Raw genomic sequence first — 22318 nt, forward strand, 5'->3', positions numbered from 1 at the left:
AACAAAAAATGAATGAACAAGTGAAAACAAAAAAGCTGATAAATTCGCCTGAAAATATCATTGCAGAAATGATTGAAGGCATGGTTGGCGCACATCCCGATATGCTGCGTGTTGAAGGTGAGACGGGCCGCGCAGTTGTTGCCGTGGATGGCCCACGCGATGGTAAGGTCGGTATTGTTGTGGGCGGCGGGTCCGGTCATGAGCCAGCTTTTGCAGGCTATGTTGGGCGCGGGCTGGCGGATGCCGCTGCGGTGGGCAATGTCTTTGCTTCACCGTCTCCGGCACATATTGCTGAAGCAGCACGAGCAGCCGATGGCGGCGCCGGCGTATTAATGCTCTACGGCAATTACACCGGTGACGTGCTCAATTTCACTATGGCTGCAGAAGAGCTTGCACAAGCAGGAATGGATGTTCGCCATGTTGCTGTGGCGGATGACGTGGCGTCAGCTCCGCTAGACCGCAAATCTGAACGCCGGGGCATTGCGGGCGACTTTTTTGTATTCAAAATTGCAGGTGCTGCGGCTGATATTGGCGAACCATTGCCACGTGTTGAAGCGCTTGCCCAAGCTGCCAATGAAGCAACCCGCTCCATGGGGGTGGCGCTTAGCCCGTGTTCGCTTCCTCACACAGGCAAGCCCAATTTCACCATTGGTGATGACGAGATGGAAATCGGCATGGGCCTGCATGGCGAGCCGGGTATTCGTCGCCAAAAGCTTGCCCCGGCGGACGAGGTCACCGACCAACTCATGGCACCAATTGTCGAAGAATTGGCATTGAAAGATGGCGACCGGGTCGCAGTTTTGGTAAACGGACTGGGCGCGACTTCTCAAATTGAGCTTTATCTGATTTTCCGTCGCGTGAAGCAAATTCTCGATGGTCGTAATGTAGAAATTCACGCTTCGTGGGTGGGCGAATATGCAACTTCGCTCGAAATGGCTGGCGCGTCTGTCACGCTGATGAAACTCGATGCAACCTTACAAAAGCTATTAGATCACCCTTGCCGCACGCCTGCGCTTACGGTTGGCGCTGTCGAACCGGGCGAGCGAGAGCCAGCGAGCCAGCGCAAGTCAACGCGTCAGGCCGAAGCCGCAGAAACTGTATCAGATGCTCCGCGTGATCTGATAACTGAGGGCGACGTGTCGCCTGCTGTTTTCAAGGCGATGATGATGAATGTCGGCAACCATATCATCGCCGAAAAGAACTGGCTTTCCGAACTTGATGGAGTAATTGGCGACGGTGACCACGGCATCACTATGGAAATTGGCTGGAAAGCGGTTCAGAGCGCATTGGCCGATGAACAGGCCGATGATACTATCGAGGCGATCTGCAAACGGATGGCGAAAGCATTTCTGGACGCTGTCGGAGCTTCATCTGGTCCACTTTACGCAACTGCGTTCTTGCGTGCAGGATCTGCGGTCAGTAATCGCCTAAATTTAGACGGCAATGGAATGGCCGAATGGCTATCTGCTGCAAGTCAGGGTATTCGTGATCGTGGTCGTGCCGAGCCTGGCGACAAAACCATGATCGATGCTTGGGTTCCAGCGGTCGCCGCTGCCAGTGAAGCGGCACGCAACGGCAAATCAACACTCGAAGTGTTGATTGCAGCGCGTGACGGTGCTGAAGCGGGTATGAATGCAACAGCGGCAATGGAATCTCGCCGCGGCCGCTCCGCTAAGCTCGGTGAGCGATCGATTGGTCATATCGACCCCGGGGCTGCATCGACCTTTGTTACTTTGCGCGCTATGGCGCAATCGCTTCAGAACAAAGCCTGACGAAAAAAATTCCACTTAAAATCAGCGTGGCCCCTGCAGCAGTGCGCGGGCCACGCTTTCATTTGTAACGAGGCGGTTAACATAACCTCCGCGCAAAATAGATCTGATAATCGGTATTTTTTCGTTACCGCCAGAAACCAGAATTGAAGTTGGCTTAAGTTTTAGCTTATCAAGCGGTAGAGCGATGGTTGACGTGTTCAAAAAATGATCGACAAGATTGCCATGAGCATCAAGAAAATAACCAAGAAGTTCGCCCACAGCGCCAAGACTGAGCAATGTATCGAGATTATCTTTCACAACGCGAATATTGGTCAAAGACGTATCTGAATTTATCGAACTGCAAGACATCAAACCGATATCAGCAATTTCTGCTCGGGCGAGCACATCAGTAAGCTCATCACTTAATAATAGCGCATTGCGACTTTCCCGGTTGGCGCAATAAATAGGAGCGGTCAAATAATGGCATTCAATACCGAGCAAGCGAGCGAAATCGGTGGCAACTTCAAACGTATTTGTTACCGAACCGCTTGTAATTCCCCCGGTGAGGCCGACCACCCAACTCTCAGCCTTAGGTCGGGCGCGAATTGAGCGGGCGGCAAAGCTTAGCGTGCGTCCGGATGCAACCCCAATTCCAAGATCTTTTCCTGAAATCAATTCACCCGCTAATTTTGCAGCCGCTTCCCCTATAACTCGCTTTTGCTCAAGATAATCATCGAGATCGGGCACAACCATTGCGCCAATAAGCCCATATCTGGCGGAAATTCGGTCGGCTAGCTCAATGCAATCAATAAGCGGGAGACTTACCTCAATTTGTATCTGTCCGGATTCCCGAACCTGACGAATGGTTTTGTTGACCTTGAGACGGGTTATGTTCAAGCGCTGCGCGATTTCCTGCTGTGTTTGCCCTCCGATAAAATAGAGCCAAGCGACCCGCGCGCGCTCTTGTTCTTCATCGACTGAAACATAAATTTCGTTCATCAGGAGCCCTTTTGCGCTTGAGCGCGATGCCGTATTTGTTGTGAAAGCCACAGTTTATTCAAAGTTCAACATAATGGCAGAGTTAGCTCAATTTAATAGGCTTTTGCCAGCCTGGTAGTCTCCTTAGACACTATATCTGTTTTGGCTCAGCGTTCACTTTATTTGCATGAGTTCTGCCGTCGCTCATATAATTATATCTCGGAGTTTCCAACGTGGAAAAACTCCGCACGAGGCGGAGTTCTTTCAAAAGCCAAAACTTAATAAGATAAAATACTATCGCCTTAGTCGCCGAGGCAGGCTTGTTTTAAACAGCTTGCCGAGCAGGCCTTGTGTGCAAAGAACCTGCTCTTTAGCACCGCTTATCTCATTCTGATGCTCACTTTTCCTTAGCGATCATTTGAATTCCAGAAAGCAGCTTTTCCCGCGAAATCTCACCCACGTGAATGGATCGCAATTTGCCGTCGCGGCCAATAAAAAATGTCGCGGGCAGGCCGGAAACCTCATAGTGCCGTCCGAATTCGCCAAGGGTGTCGAGCACAGGATTTAGCTCAAGCTCTTCTGCCGCCAGATAATCCCTGATAATCTCCGCACCTTCGCCCTGATTGACGAAAACAAGCCGAGCATCGTCAGTGCTTGCGGCAACGTCTGCCATCATTGGCATTTCGCGCCGACAGGGCGGACACCAACTGGCCCAGAGATTAATAACAATTGGTTCGCCTGCAAGCGTATCAGGCTGAAATGGCTCGCCCGCGAGTGTGTGGAACATTTTTCCTGAAGGCAGCGGTATGGCTGGCGTGCCTGCGGTCAGTTGCAAAATAAAGAAAGCAATATAAGCGGAAATAATTGTCGGCAACGCCGCCCATAATGCAAGGCGTAATTCGCGCCGAAAGCGGAAAAGCGTATAAGCCAGCGCCACCACGATGCCAGCCTCGATCATAAAGCCGCCTTGCCAAATATAGAGAGCCCGCAGCGGCTCGGCCAGGAAACTATCGGCGTGTTGGATCACATGGCCTGCGCGAGCGCCAACAATGAAAACCAACAACGTGTCCCGAGCCCAGGATGAGAAGCGGCGATCGACTTTTCGTGCAAGGATCTCGCTGAAAAACAGGAAAGCGATGATCGCCAAGATAGCGGCAAGGCGATCGGGTGCAAAAATGAGTGGGCCAATGGCTACAGCATTCATATCAGCGCCTCGCCAGTTCGAGAGAGGTCTTCAACGTGTCCATTGTCACATCCCCGATCAACCGCGATCCGCTCGCTTCGTTTGATTTAGCATCAAAGAAGATCATGGTTGGCGGACCGACGACGCCCATATCGCGCATTATCTTTTGATTGGCCTCATCAAGCTTGGTCAGGTCGACCCTGATGCGGTGGAAATCATCAAGTCCGGCAATGACATCAGTTTTCGAAAACACGTCACGCTCGATCGATTTGCAGATGACGCACCAATCGGCAGTAAAATAAACAAATGTCGGGCGTCCATCCGCGGAGGCGATTGCATTTGTAAGTTCTGGCATCGAACGGACGTCCTGGAAAGTCATCTTGGCATTGGTGATCTGTGGCAACGAGCTTCCTGCCCCGACGCTTAGATGCGCAAGCGGTCGCAGCGGGTCGCTACCACCAGAAGCCGCGCCGATTGCTAAAATCACGCTCATGAGCGAGAGCGCAAGCCCCGCAGCCTTACGAAATCGTGGTCCGGCTTCTGCGCCTTCCTTTAACGGGTCAGCAACGCCGATGAACACGGCTGCCATCAACAGCAGAATTGACCAAAGCGCAAGCGTGGCCGGTGGTGGTAAAATTCGCCCGATCATCCAAATGGCTGCGCCGAGAAAAACAAAGCCGAACACATATTTGACCTGCACCATCCATGCGCCAGCCCGTGGTATCGCCTGGCTACCAATGGTTCCGAATGCGATCAAAGGAATTCCCTGTCCAAGGCCGAGCGCAAACAAGGCCGCGGCTCCCAGCCAGGCATCTCCGGTCTGAGTGATATAAAGCAATGCCGCAGCCAGTGGTGCGGTTACGCACGGACCAACTATCAGCGCGGAAAGAAAGCCCATACCAGCGGCTCCCCCGACTGATCCCCGCCTGCCGGTTGAGACGCCCGCCAACTTGTTGACCCAAGCGCTTGGTAGTTGCAATTCGAACAGACCGAACATCGAGGCCGCCAGCACGACAAACAGAATCGCGACTGCGCTGATCGCATAGGGCGATTGCAGCACTATTTGCAGATTTTGACCCGACTGGGCGGCAACGATCCCAAGGAGACCAAACGCGCTGGCCATAGCGAGTACATAAGACGAAGACAGTACAAACCCTCGCCGCGCGGACAGTACCTCGCCCTCTCGCGCCAATGTCGCGCTTAGGATCGGATACATTGGCAATACGCATGGCGTGAAGGCGAGGAGCACTCCGAAGGCAAGGAAGCTGACAACCACCCAGACAGTACCGCCGCTTGCCAACAGCGTCCCGATCATCCCGCCATTTTGCGACTCTTCGGCAAGTGTGAAGCTAGCGGTTTCTGTATTATCGGCAGCAGTCGACGAGGAGGCCGCAACAGCAAAACCGACAATAGGATCGGAAAGCTCTAAGCTCTTCGTATCCAAGGTAACTGTCATCGGCGGATAGCAGATCGAGTTTTTCTTGCAGCCTTGATAAGTAACGGTAATCCTGTCTGGTGCGCCAGAACTCAGGCGAGCAGTGGCCTGAAGGTAATAGACTTCGGATGGCCCGAAATTGATGTCGTTTTCCACGGTCCCTGCATCCGTATGAAGATCGACTATTTCGCCTGTATCGGCGCTTTTGGCTTCAATATGATCGCGATAAAGATAATAATCGTCCGCGATTTGCCAATGAAACTCAATATTATCGTCCGCCGCGCGCTCTACTGATAACCGAAAGGCTTCTTCGGCTTTCAGTAGATCTTGTGGCTGAGCGGAAGTTGAAACTGACCAAAATGTAAGAAAGAAACCTATAATAAGTCGCAGGGCGGTCATACGGAGCATAGTCTCACTTAGGCTGTTTATAATATTCTGTAATGATATTAGGAGCTTTCGCGCGCATCCTTAACGACCTGCCTGAATCCATCTTCATCAAGCGCTGAAGCGACAAGAAACTGCCCGATCAGGAAAACCGGCGTGCCGCGCAGACCTAGCCCTTCCGCTTGTGCGTTATTGCGCTGAAGAAGAGTGGTGATTTTGCTATCATGTCGTTTTGCATCCGCTTCCAGACGCTTTACATCAAACTTCGCACGTTGCAGTTCCTGCCGCATCCGGCTTTCCGGAACGCGAGACCCGTCAATACGCATCAGCGCCGAATATGCGTCCTCATAGCGCCCTTGATATTTGGCGGCAAGAGCGAGCTTCGCGCCATATATCGAGGATTTAGTGAGGATCGGCCAATCTTTGTAGACATGACGAATTTTGCCGTCGGAGGCGAGAACAGCGTTCAACGGGTCAACCGTACGTTTGCAGAATGGGCAATTATAGTCGAAGAATGACACGATCGTCAGATCGCCCTTGGAGTTGCCGCCGACTGGCGCATCGGGGTCATTGAGGATCATCTCGGCAGAAAGATCATCAGCGCGGACGCGTGTGGCGAGCCCTGCGCCAATTAGTGCGGTCAATCCAGTTAAAACGGCCCGCCGGTTCATAGCGGGCGATGGAATACATCTAGCGGTGGAAAGACGGACGGTTGCACGGTCGTGCCAGTCGTTCATGGCCAAGCTCCTTTTGTATAATTATGCCAAATTCGCCTGCGGAACTTAAGGCAAGCTTAAGAGGATGCATTAGAACCGTGCGTGTGTTGAGGTGGGCTTTGTCAGTCACATCAATGGACAGACCGATTTATTGCCAAAATTAGTACGATTGATGGCGTGTTAAGCGAGAGGTTAACATGCTGCCGTTGGCTATAGAGGCACGTGACCCTATATCCGACGAATAAACAATAATTGCCTCATTTTTGATGCTTTAAATCGGAGGGTTTCAGTCCTTTACGGATGAGAGGCCAGGCATCTTCATATCTCAGAATATCCTGATGGTGCGCTCTCCAGTAGGCGTCAATGCCGCCCCAGCCCTTACCAGAAAATCTATGTCCGCATTCTGGACACTGGCGACGCTCTGTCACTTTGGATGAAATGATTGTTTCTTTACACTCCAGTACCGTTGCAATGATATGGGGCTCTGGATCGGTAATTGCCTCTGGGGCCGGACGTAAAGCATCTTGCGCAAAGTCTCGATTATAAGCGACCTGTAAGCGGTCTGCGGGAGCCTTGAGGTGTTTTTTAATTTCCGATGACGCGGGGGCTACCATGTAGCCGCTATATTCATCGCCTATGACGATTGATTTTTCCGGATCGCCATAACGCCAAATATAACCAATCATCAGACTAATGACTGCATCAAGCTTGTCCTGATCGCCTTTTCGCGGTGCAGGAATATTGTTAAGTGCGCTCATCGTCTCCGCAATTTCAACCAAACCATGTTTTTTGGCAAGATCGGCCATCCCAGCTGTGACCAGTTTCCAGTCCAAAGGGGAAAAATTTCGAGCAACGGGGTTGTATTTCGCTGCTCGTTTTCGCTGCCAAATTTCAGGAATCAAACTTGGTAATGCTAGCGCGGGAAATACTTCTATAAGAAAAACACCTTGGTTTGCGTTTCTCGCTACTACCGGGTTTTCTCTCGCGTTTATTGTATCGAGAAAGCTCCATATTGGAGCACTTCTGCCGAACATTGAGACTTTAGACGTGTTTGTAGGCTGAACACCTCCGCCAATACGATTTACTATAGCTCCTGCCACTCGCTCTACGGGCCGAATGCCGGAACTGTTAGGCACAAGGGTTGGTTGATCCAGTGCAATTAAAACGTAGGCCGAGTGGTTTTTTGCGGTTTGAACAAACAATGCAGCGTCCGAAAACCTCACAAGCCGTGGCTTGAGAAATTCAACGATTTTCCCCTTATCAAGAGTTAAGGAGCAGATGCCGCCGGGTGAATTATCGGCCCAAGCTGAATCGAAGCCTATAATTGTTTGTCTCATTTATGGATTCATAAGCATAACCATGAATAGGATCGTATATCTTGAATTGTTTCTATAATATATTCAACCAATTTACTTTTTTCCTAAATTTACGTTATCTCTAATCTCCAGAATATAGTGCCGCGCATTGGGATTGATCTGATGGCAAAGGCATTTTGCGTGAGAGAGGAGTAGGGCAGGGAGCTTAAGGAAAAGAATAAGAACTGAAGCGGCTATATTATCACTTCCGATAAAGGGCGCGTAATTATCCATTTATCAGTTTCATTGCGGTATCTTCATCGGTAATGAGGCCGTTGATGAGCTGCCCGCGTAGCGCAGACAATAATGGCTGCACTTTCCGTTCGCCTGAAGCCACACAGATACGCTGCCTGCTGACATTTATCTGTGGCGAGACACTGGTGATACGCAAATTTGTGGGGCTTTCGATGATCTTCCCGTCGATATCGAATGCCCAGCCGCAAATTTCGCCAATACCGCCGAGCCTATTGAGTTCAAAAAGCTCATCGCGCGAGAGAAAACCTTCTTTAGCGAGGGACGAATCTGCTGCCAAATCGCTGATACCCGTTAGCCAAAGGTCGGCGGTTGATGCCAGTTCATGGACGCGCCGTACCGGTTCAATTCCTAGCAACGCATCTCTTTCTTGCGCTGACGAAAGATAAAGTGGCAGCAGAAGAGGGAAGTGCTGCGCATTGACCGTTTCCGACAGTTTGATCAAAGCATCGAAAGGGCTTGCCGATCCGTTAATACCTATATGCCCCACCAAGGATACTAGACGATGGGCGGAACCGTTAAGTGGAGAAACACGCTGGACGCTTGCACGCATTGTGCGCCCCGTGCCAAGCGCCATTACGATGGCAGTTCTGGATCGCAGTTGTCGTTCTATAAAGACCGCTGCGGCTTCAGGGACCGTCGTTGATCCCTCGGGCCATGCTCCATCCGAGGGGACAATATCGCAGTAAGCCAGATCAAATTTCTCCGACAGCCTTTCTGCAAGCTCCACGCAGTTTGCAATCGGGTGGTTCATGCGAAATGTAATCAGTCCTTCAGACCGACATTGCGAAACAAGTCGCTGCGCTGTCGGACGGGAAACACCTAGCATTTGGGCGATTTCGTCTTGGGTCTTGCCGGATATATAATAAAGCCATCCCGCCCTAGCGGCGTCGTCCAGTCTCGGTTTGTCATTATCGGCCATAGTCGGAAATTTCTCTTAGTAAGGATGGCAGTTCGGCAGCATCCTTTAAAATGTAATCCGCACCGGCATGATGCAATGATTCAGTATTGTCTACTACCGAAAAATGGCTACCGCCGGTAAATCCGATGGTTGTCATTCCCGCAGCTTTCGCCGCTTTCACGCCGCTAGGGCTATCCTCAATGACAACGCATCGCGACGCAGTTGCGCCCATTTGTCTCGCCGCAAAAAGAAAGAGGTCAGGAGCGGGTTTGCCGTTTTTTACCATTGTTGTGCTGAAGATATTACCCTCAAATAACGCCAGCAGACCTGTCTGCCCCAATGAAATTTGAAGCCGCTCCTCGTCACTTGATGATGCTACACAGCGAGGAAGCGGAATAGCTTCAATTGCCGAACGGATTCCTTTGACCGCAACCAATTCCCGTTCGAAACGTGCGAAAAGATGCTCCCGCCAGCTTGAAACAAAGGTGTCAGGAACGGGCTTTTTGGTTTGTTGGGTAAACGCATCTGTCACCACCGACGCTGGGCGCCCCAGAAAACTGCGCAAGGCATCATCAAGCTCCGTCGGCACGCCGTGCCTCGTCAGCACCTCAGCCACGGCACCGCAGCTGATGATTTCACTGTCGACCAATACGCCATCACAGTCAAAAATAACGAGATCGAAAGCGAGTGGAGGGGAATTCGTCGGGTTGGTATCCATCATACGCTCATGAGTAAATGATTATATCATGAGCTTATGATAAGCGCGAACCCATTCGACAGCAACGGCGCTTAAACACATGGGCGGTGAATATTCTACAATATTCGGCATAATTTATATTTCTGTCATCTTTAAATTATAGGCTGGACAAACCGATGTCAGAGCCTATGCTCGAAACAAAAGCACTTGATCGATAGGGGAGGGTACAATGAAGCGTCTTTTGGTGGCTTCTTTGATGCTGGGCTGCTCAATGCTTACCAGTATGACGGCCGAGGCGAAAACGCAGATCGAATTTTGGCATGCAATGGGCGGCGTCCTTAATGATCGCGTGACTGAGCTGTCAGAAAAGTTCAATGCATCTCAGGATGAGTATGAGGTTGTCCCAGTCCACAAGGGCAATTACGAAGAGCTCATCAATATGATGATCGCTGCCTATCGTGCGAAGCGCGCGCCTGTCATCGTTCAGACCAATGAACGCGCGTTTCTAACCATGCTGAACTCTTCAGCAGTCATACCTGTCGCCGACTTGATGGAGAAAGAAGGCTACACCATTGACTGGAGCGCGGTGATTGCGCCCGTTGCAGCTTATTACTCTGATCAAGGCAAGCTGCAGGCGCTGCCATTCAATTCTTCAACGCCGATCCTTTGGTATAATGAAGATCATTTCAAAGCAGCCGGCTACGAAGCGCCGTCTGATAATTGGGATGAATTAACGCAGCAGTTGCACGCCATCCATGATAAGGGTGTTTCGAAATGTGCAATGTCTTTGCCCGGCGATTACGAATGGAGTTTTCTCGAAAACTACTCGGCCGTGAACGATTTTCCCTATGGAACAAAGCGCAATGGCATTGACGGTCTCGACACTGAGTTCGTTTTCAACAAATCTTTGGGACGTCAAGTCGAGCGCATGCACGATCTCGTTTCGAGTGGGGTCATGGAAATCGCGGGGCAGGGAATACAGCCGGTCCAGCTATTCACCTCGGGCACTTGCTCGACAATCATAGCGTCAACGGCATCCCATGCAGCGGTTGAAGCTTCAGCGCAGTTTCCCTGGAATGCAACATTTCTTCCTCATGAAAAGGACCGTACCGCGCATAATAGTGTTATTGGTGGCGGTGCTTTGTGGGCAATGAAGGGTCATTCGGACGAAGAGTATAAAGGCGCCGCTGCGTTTTTCGATTTTCTAGCTAAGCCGGAAACTCAAGTGTGGTGGAGCAAAAACACCGGTTATGTCCCCGTCACAACGACGGCGTATGAAGCACTTAAAGAAGAAGGTTACTTCGAAAAACATCCCACTCGCGCTATTGCAATTGAACAGCTTATGCGCAAGCCAAATTCCGACAACTCGCTGGGCTTCCGCTTCGGTAATTCCAATCAAGCCAATGTCTTCATTATGGAAGAGGTAATGGCCGCTGTTTTGGGTCAGAAGCCGGCGCAAGAGGCCTTGGATTCTGCTGTCACGCGGGGCAACGAAGTGCTCCGTCGCTTTGAAAAGCTAAACGCAGGAAAGTAAGGTGGTAAGCTTACAACGCAGAAGCGCGTTCCGCCTGCGCTCCCCGAAAGGGGAGCGACAGGAAAGTGGCCTGAAACGCGCTCATTTTCGAGAATGGAAAACGCCCGTTCTATTGCTGGCCCCACAATTGCTGGTCTTGCTGTTCTTTTTCTTTATTCCCTCATTCAGGGCTCTCATCCAGGCGTTTCAACTGAATGATCCGTTTGGCGGCTCGGTACAGTGGGTAGGGTTTTCAAACTTTGCGGCGCTGCTCTCGAGCCCATCCTATTGGATGTCTGCCAAAATGACACTTTGGTTCACGCTGGCGCAGAACGCGATCACATTGTCAATCGCGTTGGTGTTTGCCTTTGCGACCAATCACGTCATCCGCGCTCGGGGCGCTTATCGCACGATCCTGCTGCTTCCCTATGCAATTGCTCCTGCTGTTGCAGGTATCATGCTGGCATTTCTGTTTAACCCCCGTGTTGGTCCCGTCGCTCACATGTTGCACATGCTCGGCATTGGTTGGGATCCCACCAGGAACACCACAGACGCAATGATCTTAATCATTGTCGCGGCGTCTTGGAAACACATCTGCTACAATTACATCTTTCTTGTCGCGGCACTATTGGCTGTACCTCGTTCGATCCTGGAGTCTGCGGCTATCGATGGTGCTGGGCCGCTTCGGCGTTTCCATCGCATTTCCCTGCCGATGATCGCTCCGACGCTTTTCTTTCTGATCGTTATCAATTTCGTTTACGGTCTCTTTGACACTTTTGCGATCATCGATGCCACCACGCGGGGCGGACCGGCAGGGACAACTTCGATCCTTGTCTACAAAGTATATCAAGATGGCTTCGTCAATCTGGACATAGGTTCATCGGCTGCGCAATCAGTTATCTTGATGATACTCGCTCTCGCTCTCACATTTACGCAATTTCGTCTGATCGAGCGGCGTGTAAACTATTCGGTGTAAAGCCATGAATGAACGGACACCAATCCTTGATGTCGTTTGCCACACGGTGCTTATAATCGGCATTGTTTTAATTTGCCTGCCGCTTTATTTCGTAGTGGTCACGGGGTCCTTAAGCCAGCAAGATGTGTTGAAGGTTCCCATGAGTTGGCTACCGGGCGATCAGTTCTTTGCCAATTCGCTGGAAGTTTTGACAACCGTTAATTTCGGACGACTTTTGTTGAACACGTTTATTGTGGCACTAGGCATAACGGTCGGAAAACTGGTTTTGTCGGTAGTTGCTGCATTTGCGGTCACTTATTTTCGCTTTCCATTCCGAATGACCGCTTTTTGGCTGATATTTATATCGCTGATGCTACCCATTGAGGTGCGCATTGTCCCAACTTATGAATCCGCGGCCAATATGGCGCTGCCGTTAAACATCATCTTTGCCTGGCTCGGTATTTCGGTCGAGTTGAATTGGAATATGGTGAATACCTATCCGGGGCTTATCCTGCCAATTATTGCCTCTGCAACCGCCACATTCTTATTCAGACAGTTTTTTTTGACGATACCGGATGATCTATGTGAAGCAGCGCGAATTGATGGCGCCCAGCCGATGCAATTCTTCTTCCGGATTCTGCTGCCATTATCGCGATCAAATATTGTGGCGCTGTCCATAATACTCTTCCTGATGGGCTGGAACCAGTATCTGTGGCCATTGTTGATGACGACCGATCCCAATATGGCAACCGCGGTTGTGGGCTTGAAACAGGTCATGCCACAGGCGGACGGCCTCCCGACATGGCATCTTCTGATGAACGCCTCACTTTGGACCATGCTTCCGCCAGTGCTGGTGATCCTCATCATGCAGCGATGGTTCATGATAGGGCTGGTGGATAGCGGTAAATAGTGAACAACTGGAGAATATCGAAATGGTGAAGATCATTGGTCACCGAGGCGGGCGCAATCTATGGGCCGAAAATAGCATAGCTGGTTTCCAGAACCTGCTTGCTTTGGGTGTTGACGGTGTGGAACTGGATATTCATCTGAGTTCCGATGGTGTGCCTGTTGTGATCCACGACCCGCTGCTTGATCGCACCACCACTGGCCAAGGCCCGGTTCAGCGGCATAGTGCGGAAGCGCTTGGAAAAATTCTCCTGAACGATAGTCGCGGCCAAACCATACCTACCTTGGCCGATGTTTTAGATATCTTCGCACCCACCAATCTTGAGCTCGAACTGGAGATTAAGATTGATGAGCGTGGGAATCCATATCCCGGTATGCCGGAGAAGATTATCGCGCTCGCCAGCGAGCGCGATATATTAGATCGCGTCTTCCTGACTTGCTTCATTCCTGAAGTATTGGAAGACGTCCGTATGAAGTTTCCAGATCAACAGTTGCTGATGTCGATAGATCGGCGCTCGGCGGAGTTCTTCGGAGGATTTGAAAAAGTGCTCAAACGTGCCAACGATGTTGCCACGGTTTTGGCTTTTGAAAAGAGCCTACTGGAGACCGTATTGGATCAATGTGTAGCGGAGGTCGGCACACCGAGATTAGGATGCTGGGTGCCCAATACTGAGGCCGAGCTGGAACATTGGTTCAACAAGCCAATCGGACAATTGACAACCGACCGACCCGATCTCGCTGTACTCGTCGCTGGGCGGCAGCCATCACCGACCAATCAGCAGAAAGGGTGACATTATGGCCTCGGTTGAGCTTCGTTCAATTCACAAGACCTATGGCAAGGTCGAAGTCATTCCATGCATTGATTTATCTATAGCGGATGCCGAATTTGTTGCAATCGTCGGACCTTCTGGATGCGGCAAGTCGACCTTGCTTCGGATGATCGCCGGTCTTGAACAAATAACTTCCGGAGATTTGTTCATCGGCGATAGGAATGTGAATCGCGCCAATCCAAGCGAACGCGACGTGGCCATGGTCTTTCAAAATTATGCGCTTTATCCGCATATGTCGGTTTTCGACAATATAGCCTTCAATCTGCAACTTGCGGGCCGACCAAAAGCGGAAATAAGGGAACGGGTGGGTGAAGCTGCGCGGATGCTGGATCTCACTTCTCTATTGGAGCGCAAACCGCATCAATTATCGGGAGGACAGCGCCAGCGTGTCGCAATGGGCCGTGCGATTGTTCGAAAGCCGTCAGTCTTTCTGTTTGACGAGCCGCTTTCCAATTTGGATGCGAAATTGCGCGTCCTGATGCGCGCAGAGATCAAGGAATTACACCAGAAGGTGAAAATCACTTCGATCTATGTCACGCATGATCAGATTGAGGCGATGACATTGGCCGATAGAGTTGTTGTGCTGAACAAAGGGCGGATCGAGCAACAAGGCACGCCAATGGAGCTTTACCATAAGCCTGCCAATGTTTTTGTTGCCGGCTTCATCGGTACGCCAGCCATGAACTTCCTTGACGCGACAGTTGAGGATGGTTCGGCGGACGTTACAATTCGCCTGAAGGACGGTTCGAAATTAGAAATAAGCAATAGCGACATCAATAAAAGGGGAAAAGTTGTGTTGGGTGTGCGCCCTGAACACTTGGAAGTTCGGAGCGAAGGCGGCATTCCCGCGAAAGTGCGCCTGATCGAACCAACCGGCGCACAAACACATGTTGTGTTTGAAGTCGGGCACGAGAAATTGATGGCTGTCGTTGATAGCGAAATGCCGCTTTCAGCGGGAGAGGTAGTTTCCCTTAGTGTCTCCGGCGAACGAATCCATTTGTTCGATCCGGCCAGCGGCAACCGTATCAATTAACAACGCCGCTAACCGTTCGCACAGGAGCCAGCAAGTCGCGACATATTTTTAAAGGGTCGGCGGATCGAATATGCTTCCAAATTATCTGTCTTGGCAGGCAAACATAAGCGGCTTTGATATTGAGACGATACAACGAAACGGGGCTGCTGTTTTCTCTGCTAGAGGAAATCTCATTACTCATGAAACTGTCGCCTGGCGGTAATTCCGCATCGAAGCTTTACCGGCTGAGGTTTACGTTACGAGTAATAGCTGGCAGCGTCAGGCGGCAGCATGGATATGTTTAGTTTGAATAGGGCCGCGGCAGTTCATCCAACTTTCCGGACTGTTATAATCTGAGCCGGTGATCAGCGCACGCCTGAACTTCTCCGTTAAAATTCAATAATATTGATCGTGGCACTCGTCTTGGACGGTTCGGTTATCGCATTCCGACATTGAACCGGCGGAGTATGGCTCAATGATAGTGGAGGGGGCCGCATTGAATGCTGAAAAAATCGAAAATGAGGCCTCATCCACCGTTTTCACACAAATAAAAACAGCCTTTCAAGAAAGTTAGCGCGGGTTCTACCCTTGCATCAGTGTGATGAGACCGTTGCGGCTGCAAGCGTTTTAAGATCGACCTGTCCGATTGGAGCTCCAGCTTCATTGATGATTACAAGTTTGCCGTATTCGCCATGCGCAAGAATTTTGATGGCTTCTTCAATGGTCGTGCCAGCGGCAATACTGGCATCGCCTATGAGTTCTTGCCCATCGTGATCATGCATAATGGAATCGACTTGGATTACGCGGCCACGGTTCACTTCTTTAACGAAATTAGCCACATAATCATCGGCCGGGCGCAGAACGATATCCTGTCTCGTTCCCTGTTGAATGACTTCGCCATCACGTAAAATGGCGATCTGATCACCCAGCCGAAGTGCTTCATCCAGATCATGTGTAATGAATACAATTGTTTTGCGAATTTCTTGTTGGAGATCAAGAAGTACCGATTGCATATCCATCCGAATTAAAGGGTCGAGCGCAGAATAGGCTTCATCCATTAGTAGAACCGGTGCGTCATTCGCCAACGCGCGAGCAAGCCCCACGCGTTGTTGCATACCGCCTGAAAGCTGGTTTGGATATTTCTTTTCAAAGCCAGCCAAGCCCACCCGTTCGATCCAACGCATGGCAATCTCGACAGCGCTGGCACGGGGGACGCCTTGTATTTCCAGCCCGTAAAGAGTGTTATCAAGGACATTGCGATGCGGTAGAAGCGCAAACTTCTGAAACACCATTGCTGTTTGATGCCGACGAAATTTACGAAGTTCGGCATCGCTCATTTTCACGACATCTACTCCGTCAACAATAACTTCACCGACGGTTGGATCAATAAGGCGGTTGATGTGCCTGATCAGCGTGGATTTGCCAGAACCTGAAAGACCCATAATGACCTGGATAGAGCCTGCTGGCATATCGATATTGATATTCTTTAACCCCAGAATATGTCCGAACCGATCGTTCAGTTCCGCCTTTGAGAGGCCATTTTGGACGGCTTCCACGTGTTTGACCGCATCGGGACCGAATATTTTATACAGATTTCGAATGCGGATCCCGTCAACACCTTGATCAGCCATGAAGGATCTCCTGATGCTTTTGTAGTCTTTTGCCATAAGCTTGGCTGACGCGGTCGAAAATGACAGCGATACCTACGATTGCCAGTCCATTGAAAACGCCGAGTGTGAAATATTGGTTTGCAATTGCTTTGAGTACTGGCTGTCCTAGTCCCTGAACGCCAATCATTGATGCAATTACTACCATTGCGAGTGCCATCATTATGGTTTGATTGATGCCGGCCATTATCGTGGGAACGGCAAGCGGCAGTTGAACTTTAAATAATTTCTGCATGCCAGAGGAGCCAAAAGCATCGGCTGCTTCAAGCACATCCCTGTCTACAAGACGGATGCCGAGATTGGTCAGTCGAATAATTGGCGGAATGGCATAGATCACAACCGCGATGAGGCCAGGTACGCGCCCGATTCCAAGCAACATGACGACAGGGATCAAGTAGACGAAGCTTGGCATAGTCTGCATAATGTCGAGAATAGGGTTAATGATCCGTTGCAGCCGGTCTGATCGTGCCATTAATATTCCGATTGGCAACCCGATAATAATTGAAAGAACCGTGCAGACAAAAATCATTGATATAGTGCGCATCGCGTCCTGCCACATATCGAAATAGCCGATAAGTAACAGAATGGTCATTGCTCCAAGAACAACCTTGGCGCTTCTGCTCGCGCCCCAGGCTATGGCCATAATGATAGCAATAATGATGGGCCACGGCGTCTGAGTCATAAAGCGTTCAGAGATGAGCAGAAACTTTTGGAGCGGGATGAAGAAGTCTTCGATCATTCCCCCATAGGCACGGGTAAAATTACGAAACCCACCGTCAATGGTTTGCTTTAGCGTGCGTAGTGAATCGTCATCCATGTGTGGAAATCGGTAAAACCAGTCCATTTGGCTCCCCTTTTAATTTGGCCGACATGCGCAGCCATTTGCGGACTGTTTCAAATGGCGCACTCCTGCTTAGCCGGGTAAAGATGCTGGCATCCTTTCCCGGTTTTTGCGTATGAAGTTGCGCCATGTCGTGATTATTGCAGCCGTTTTACAGCGCGGCTTTCACCTTTTCCGCGACTTCTGGAGAGACCCATTTGGTCCAAATCTCCGGATAAGTTTTCAGAAATTCGCGGGCGCCGTCCTCGCCGGTAGCCTGATTATCGGCCATCCAAGCCAGCATTTTGTTGACTGTCGCATTCGGCCATGATCGAGCTTGAATATATTCGTAGGCAGGGCCAGCATTTGAAGCGAACTTGTCGGTCACAATGGTATTGACGATATCCGCGGGCCATTCATTTGGCTTAGGATCAGGGCAATTTTCTACTTTGTTGCAGCGCTGCCATTCTTCATCATCGTACTCGACCCCTGAGGGCAGGCGCACCATTTCATATTTACCGAGCAGCGCTGTTGGTTCCCAATAATAGCCTATCCAGCCTCGGCCTCGTTCATAAGCGTTAATTATAGAGCCATCATGACCGGCTGCTGATCCCGTATCGATAAGATCAAATCCTGCATCCTCGGCATTATATGCTTTATAATATTGGGAGGCGATGATTGTGCCACCCCAGCCTTGCTGTCCTGCTGACCATGCTCCACGGGAGGGGTCTTCTGGATTGGGAAAAAGATCGGGACGCTTGACAGCATCGGCGATTGTTTTGATTTCCGGGTTCTCATCCACGATGAATTTAGGAACATACATTCCCTGAATTCCACCATCTACGAAGCCTCGGCCTGCGATACGCAGCTTGCCTTCTTCGATATTTTTCACCGTAGCAGGCGGAACAAGACTGTCCCAAGCCTCGGGTGCGATATCTGGTTGGCCTTTTTCTGCCATTGAAGTGAGAGTGGGAACAGTATCTCCCAATACTATGCTGGAATCACAATCATAACCATTTTGGAGAATGAAATTATCAACATTGGCAAGTAGCTCTGCGGAAGCCCAGTTCATGCTGGCGATTTTAACCGTACCGCACTCATCGGCATGGGATGACGAGACGCTGCCGATTAGTCCGAAGATTAGGCAAGTAGATGCGAGAAGATTTTTCATTTTGTTCCCTTCTTTGCGGCAAATTTATGCAAACGGACGCCGCTTATAACCGTTCGCTGAAAGTTATGAGTTTTGCCCCATGGTTAAAGCTTTCGAAAAGCCTGATGAAATTCCGCTCGCTACGGCTTTATCGAAGCCTTCCGCGCGCATGGTTTCCAATGCTGCCGCTGTGGTTCCTTGATATTCCATGAAGCTGTTGAGAATTTCGGCCGCTGTTTGGTTATTCTTTTCCAGAAGACCCGCCGCACCCATTATGACCGCGCGAGCCGCTTTATTGGCGCGCTTTGGGGAGATGCCGAATTCAATCGCGTGTTTGGTCATGGCTTCGGCTAAAAGGGCGGGGAAGGCTGGGCCTGACCCCGTCAGTGCAGTGAAATAGTCGATTTCACGCTCATCTTTCGCCTCATCCTTAGTGCCGCATGCGTCAAAAATTGCTCTTACCAATGCACGATCATTGTCATTGAGCTGATCGCTTGCGTACCAAACTGTGAAGGATTTTTGTATTTCAGCTGCGGCATTCGGTAAGGCACGCACAACACGATTGGTATTGTGGCGTTCTACGAGCGCGTTTATACCAATGCCAGCCATTACCGAGATGACTAATTTGCCTTTGGCATCAAGGGAGATTGAAGGCCAAACTTCTGGTCGAACGGAAATGATGATGACATCAGAATTATCTGCTAGATTTTGATTGTTTTGGGTCCAGTTAACCCCGTTAAGACCGTCATATTTATTGCTTCGGAATGATAATGTGAGATTGGAAGGGTTGATCAGGTTGGCTTCAAGCATCGCTGAAGCAATTGCTTTTCCCAGCCAGCCGGCCCCGCCAACAATTCCTATTTTTTCTGCACCTGCCAACGGAACCTCCCTTTTGTCTTCTTTTAAGCTGGCGTGTATCCGTGTCTTGAGTAGAAACGGTCCAACTCCCGTTGTTCAGGCGACTGGCCTGTATAAATCCTGATATATTCGGGTATGCGTCTCATGCGGGTGGGCAAATCTTCTTCCGCCTGCATCGAAATATAGCCAATCTGGACCAGATAAGTGGTTCGTGCCCTGACATCTGAGGTCAGTTCAGATTCCCCAAAACGTTCGAACATCCGCTTGATTGCTTCCAGCCTCAGATGATCAGCTTTGCGAACTTCTTCCAGCAGGGTGTCGGACTGAAGAGCCCAGCTTCGAACGGAAAATTCAAACCGGGAATCGAAGAGATCTTTATCTATCCAACAGTCAAAAACATTCAGCATAGCCTCAGCAATTGACTCGGCATAGGCTTCAGTGCGTTTGATCAGAGCGCCAGTATTTTTATCGCGCCACTGAGCGATCAGCGCATCAAGCAGTTCTTCACGGTCTTTGAAGAACCAATAAAAGCTCGTGCGTGAAAGATTAAGCTTTTTTGCAAGCGGGAGGATTTTAACGGAATCAACCCCCGATTCGAGCAAGGTTTGGTAGGCTGCTTCAAGCCACCCCTCTGCCGATCCTCTCCATCCGCTATCGTGCATTGTCTGCTCCATAATTTAAAACCTAACCAAAATTTAATTCACATTACAAGAGGAAATGTACAGGCATGTCGATTTAGTAATCCGTGCTGTTTTCATTGTTGACAGTTGTGTACATTTGGACCTAGCGTGTCCCAAAATATCCATAAATGGGAACTTTGGCATGTCGAATGATCCGCTGTTACAACCTTTCAAACTCAAGCACCTGACTTTTAAAAACAGAATTATCGTCACCGCTCATGAGCCTGCCTATCCAGAGGACGGCATGCCCAAAGAGACTTATCGTGCCTATACTGTAGAGCGCGCAAAAGGCGGTGTGGCCCTTACGATGACGGCGGGTTCTGCGGCGGTGTCTCGTGATAGTCCTCCGGTTTTTAACAATCTTCTGGCGTATAAAGACGAGATTGTTCCGTGGATCAGAGAAATGACAGATGCCGTGCATGAAGCCGGTTCCGCCATTATGATCCAACTCACCCATCTTGGCCGACGCACACGCTGGGACAAGGCCGATTGGCTGCCAGTTGTTTCGCCATCGCATCATCGTGAACGTGCGCACCGCGCATTTCCGAAAAAAATTGAAGATTGGGATATTGAGCGCGTCATTAAAGATTTTGCCGATGCTGCCGAGCGCATGAAGGCAGGCGGAATGGATGGTGTGGAGCTGGAAGCGTATGGTCATCTTATCGACCAGTTCACATCACCTCTGACCAATGAGATGGATAGCCCCTATGGTGGCTCGCTGGAAAACCGCATGCGTTTTTGCTTCGATGTTTTCCGGGCTATGCGCGAGCGGGTAGGCGATGATTTTATTCTGGGCGTTCGTTATACGGCCGATGAATGCCTTCCTGGCGGTACGGACAGAAATGAGGGAATGGAAATTTCCCGTCGTCTTCGGGATAGTGGGTTGATTGACTATCTTAATGTCGTTCGTGGTCATATTGATACGGACGCTGGCTTGACTGATCTGATACCTATCCAAGGGATGGCGAGTGCGCCGCATTTGGATTATGCGGGAGAGATCCGCGCGGCCACCAATTTCCCTACTTTCCATGCGGCCAAGATTCAGGATGTTGCCACAGCACGTCATGCAATAGCTTCCGGCAAGGTCGATATGGTGGGCATGACTCGTGCCCATATGACCGATCCGCATATTGTGCGCAAAATTATCGAAAAGCGAGAGGACGATATTCGACCCTGTGTGGGAGCGAATTATTGTCTTGATCGAATTTACCAAGGCGGTGCGGCCTATTGCATTCATAATGCTGCAACTGGGCGTGAGCTAACCATGCCGCATATTGTGGAAAAAACAACGAAACGCAAGAAAGTTGTAGTGGTTGGAGCTGGCCCTGCAGGACTTGAGGCAGCGCGTGTGGCAGCGGAACGAGGACATGAGATCATCGTTCTGGAAGCAGCACCTCATGCTGGAGGTCAAATTCGTCTAACCGCTCAGAATGAACGTCGTCGCGAGATGATCAGCATTATTGATTGGCGCATGGCACAATGTGAAAAATATGGTGTGGTTTTTCATTTCAATACATGGGCTGAAGCCGAAACTGTGCAGGCACTCAACCCCGATGTAGTGATTATCGCAACTGGTGGTCTGCCGCATACGGAGATTCTCACCCGGGGCAATGAGCACGTTATATCAACATGGGATCTTATCTCTGGCGATGTGAAACCCGGCGCAAATATACTCATATTTGATGATGCTGGTGATCATTCGGGACTACAAGCTGCTGAGGTTGCAGCACAGGCTGGCGCGAAGGTGGAAATAATGACACCCGACCGCTCTTTTGCGCCGGAGATCATGGCTATGAATCTCGTGCCTTATATGCGCTCTTTGCAAAAACATGATGTGACTTTCACGGTTACTTTCAGTCTCGAAGCCGTGGAGAAGAGCGGTAATCAACTGATTGCACATATTGGCAGTGATTATGGCGGGATTGCGCAACAGCGGGTGGTCGACCAAGTTGTGGTCAATCACGGAACGATCCCACTGGATGAGTTATATTTCGAACTCAAGCCATTATCTTCAAACGGTGGCGAAATTTCTTATGAGCAATTGCTAGCAGGCGAGGCACAATCGGTGGTGCGCAATCCCGAAGGGAAGTTCCAGCTTTTCAGGATTGGTGATGCTGTCGCTGCGCGCAACACTCATGCTGCCATTTATGATGGGCTTCGTTTGGCAAAAGACATCTGATGGTGTTGTCACGTTAAGTTTCTCTGACCGGAAAGGCCCGTGGCTCGTAGATATTCAGGCGAAACAGGCCGCAATTTTCCATGCATCGAAAGCTTC

At 50.2% G+C, this 22318-nt stretch carries 19 protein-coding genes; 7 read left to right on the top strand and 12 right to left on the bottom strand.

What is annotated here, in order from left to right; all coding sequences use genetic code 11:
• Positions 1–8 precede the first annotated feature (8 nt).
• Positions 9–1772 carry a dihydroxyacetone kinase subunit DhaL gene (gene dhaL / locus C7374_RS13700; protein WP_111576191.1) on the top strand — a complete coding sequence of 588 codons (1764 nt, stop codon included), beginning with the start codon at positions 9–11 and terminating at the stop codon, positions 1770–1772.
• Positions 1773–1793: 21 nt separating this feature from the next.
• Here the strand turns inward: dhaL and C7374_RS13705 are convergent, their stop codons facing one another.
• The 7 genes from C7374_RS13705 to C7374_RS13740 all read right to left on the bottom strand — a co-directional run bounded on the left by C7374_RS13705 (position 1794) and on the right by C7374_RS13740 (position 9676).
• Positions 1794–2750 (bottom strand): sugar-binding transcriptional regulator, encoded by a 957-nt coding sequence (locus C7374_RS13705; RefSeq protein WP_111576213.1) that lies wholly within the window; start codon positions 2748–2750, stop codon positions 1794–1796.
• A gap of 376 nt (positions 2751–3126) precedes the next feature.
• Positions 3127–3933 (bottom strand): TlpA disulfide reductase family protein, encoded by an 807-nt coding sequence (locus tag C7374_RS13710; protein ID WP_111576192.1) that lies wholly within the window; start codon positions 3931–3933, stop codon positions 3127–3129.
• A 1-nt stretch (position 3934) separates the two neighbouring features.
• Positions 3935–5755, bottom strand: coding sequence for a protein-disulfide reductase DsbD (dsbD, locus tag C7374_RS13715; RefSeq protein ID WP_245412675.1), 1821 nt, complete (start codon positions 5753–5755; stop codon positions 3935–3937).
• A 38-nt stretch (positions 5756–5793) separates the two neighbouring features.
• Positions 5794–6402, bottom strand: coding sequence for a DsbA family protein (locus C7374_RS13720; RefSeq protein ID WP_111576214.1), 609 nt, complete (start codon positions 6400–6402; stop codon positions 5794–5796).
• A 302-nt stretch (positions 6403–6704) separates the two neighbouring features.
• Positions 6705–7784 (bottom strand): DUF429 domain-containing protein, encoded by a 1080-nt coding sequence (locus tag C7374_RS13725; protein WP_111576194.1) that lies wholly within the window; start codon positions 7782–7784, stop codon positions 6705–6707.
• A gap of 244 nt (positions 7785–8028) precedes the next feature.
• Positions 8029–8976: a sugar-binding transcriptional regulator gene (locus C7374_RS13735; protein WP_111576196.1), complete on the bottom strand. Its 948-nt coding sequence runs from the start codon at positions 8974–8976 to the stop codon at positions 8029–8031.
• Complete coding sequence (locus tag C7374_RS13740; RefSeq protein WP_245412676.1) at positions 8966–9676, bottom strand: HAD family hydrolase; 711 nt, start codon at positions 9674–9676, stop codon at positions 8966–8968. Before C7374_RS13740 ends, C7374_RS13735 begins: the two co-directional genes overlap by 11 nt.
• Before the next feature lie 205 nt (positions 9677–9881).
• Between C7374_RS13740 and C7374_RS13745 the strand changes: the two genes are divergently transcribed.
• From C7374_RS13745 to C7374_RS13765, 5 genes are read left to right on the top strand one after another with little or no spacing between them, the layout of a single operon-like run.
• The gene (locus C7374_RS13745) at positions 9882–11186 is read left to right on the top strand and encodes an extracellular solute-binding protein (protein WP_111576198.1); all 1305 of its coding nucleotides are present in this window, start codon (positions 9882–9884) and stop codon (positions 11184–11186) included.
• Between the two features lies 1 nt (position 11187).
• Complete coding sequence (locus C7374_RS13750; protein WP_111576199.1) at positions 11188–12141, top strand: ABC transporter permease subunit; 954 nt, start codon at positions 11188–11190, stop codon at positions 12139–12141.
• A gap of 4 nt (positions 12142–12145) precedes the next feature.
• On the top strand, positions 12146–13030 hold the full coding sequence (gene ugpE / locus C7374_RS13755; RefSeq protein WP_111576200.1) for a sn-glycerol-3-phosphate ABC transporter permease UgpE: 885 nt from the start codon (positions 12146–12148) through the stop codon (positions 13028–13030).
• Between the two features lie 22 nt (positions 13031–13052).
• The gene (locus tag C7374_RS13760; protein ID WP_111576201.1) at positions 13053–13817 is read left to right on the top strand and encodes a glycerophosphodiester phosphodiesterase family protein; all 765 of its coding nucleotides are present in this window, start codon (positions 13053–13055) and stop codon (positions 13815–13817) included.
• 4 nt (positions 13818–13821) lie between these two features.
• Positions 13822–14889, top strand: a complete 1068-nt coding sequence (locus tag C7374_RS13765) for an ABC transporter ATP-binding protein (protein WP_111576202.1) — start codon at positions 13822–13824, stop codon at positions 14887–14889.
• Between the two features lie 572 nt (positions 14890–15461).
• Here C7374_RS13765 and C7374_RS13770 read toward each other — a convergent pair.
• From C7374_RS13770 to C7374_RS13790, 5 genes are all read right to left on the bottom strand, one after another.
• Positions 15462–16499 carry a quaternary amine ABC transporter ATP-binding protein gene (locus C7374_RS13770; protein WP_111576203.1) on the bottom strand — a complete coding sequence of 346 codons (1038 nt, stop codon included), beginning with the start codon at positions 16497–16499 and terminating at the stop codon, positions 15462–15464.
• Positions 16492–17379, bottom strand: coding sequence for an ABC transporter permease (locus tag C7374_RS13775; RefSeq protein ID WP_111576204.1), 888 nt, complete (start codon positions 17377–17379; stop codon positions 16492–16494). Before C7374_RS13775 ends, C7374_RS13770 begins: the two co-directional genes overlap by 8 nt.
• A gap of 148 nt (positions 17380–17527) precedes the next feature.
• Complete coding sequence (locus tag C7374_RS13780) at positions 17528–18526, bottom strand: ABC transporter substrate-binding protein (protein WP_111576205.1); 999 nt, start codon at positions 18524–18526, stop codon at positions 17528–17530.
• Between the two features lie 63 nt (positions 18527–18589).
• Positions 18590–19384 (bottom strand): pyrroline-5-carboxylate reductase family protein, encoded by a 795-nt coding sequence (locus tag C7374_RS13785; protein WP_111576206.1) that lies wholly within the window; start codon positions 19382–19384, stop codon positions 18590–18592.
• Positions 19385–19407: 23 nt separating this feature from the next.
• On the bottom strand, positions 19408–20037 hold the full coding sequence (locus C7374_RS13790; RefSeq protein WP_111576207.1) for a TetR/AcrR family transcriptional regulator: 630 nt from the start codon (positions 20035–20037) through the stop codon (positions 19408–19410).
• A 148-nt stretch (positions 20038–20185) separates the two neighbouring features.
• Between C7374_RS13790 and C7374_RS13795 the strand changes: the two genes are divergently transcribed.
• Positions 20186–22222 (top strand): oxidoreductase, encoded by a 2037-nt coding sequence (locus tag C7374_RS13795; protein ID WP_111576208.1) that lies wholly within the window; start codon positions 20186–20188, stop codon positions 22220–22222.
• The last annotated feature ends 96 nt before the right edge of the window (positions 22223–22318 follow it).

It is taken from the genome of Falsochrobactrum ovis, from assembly GCF_003259955.1.
Classification (GTDB): Bacteria; Pseudomonadota; Alphaproteobacteria; order Rhizobiales; family Rhizobiaceae; genus Brucella; species Brucella ovis_A.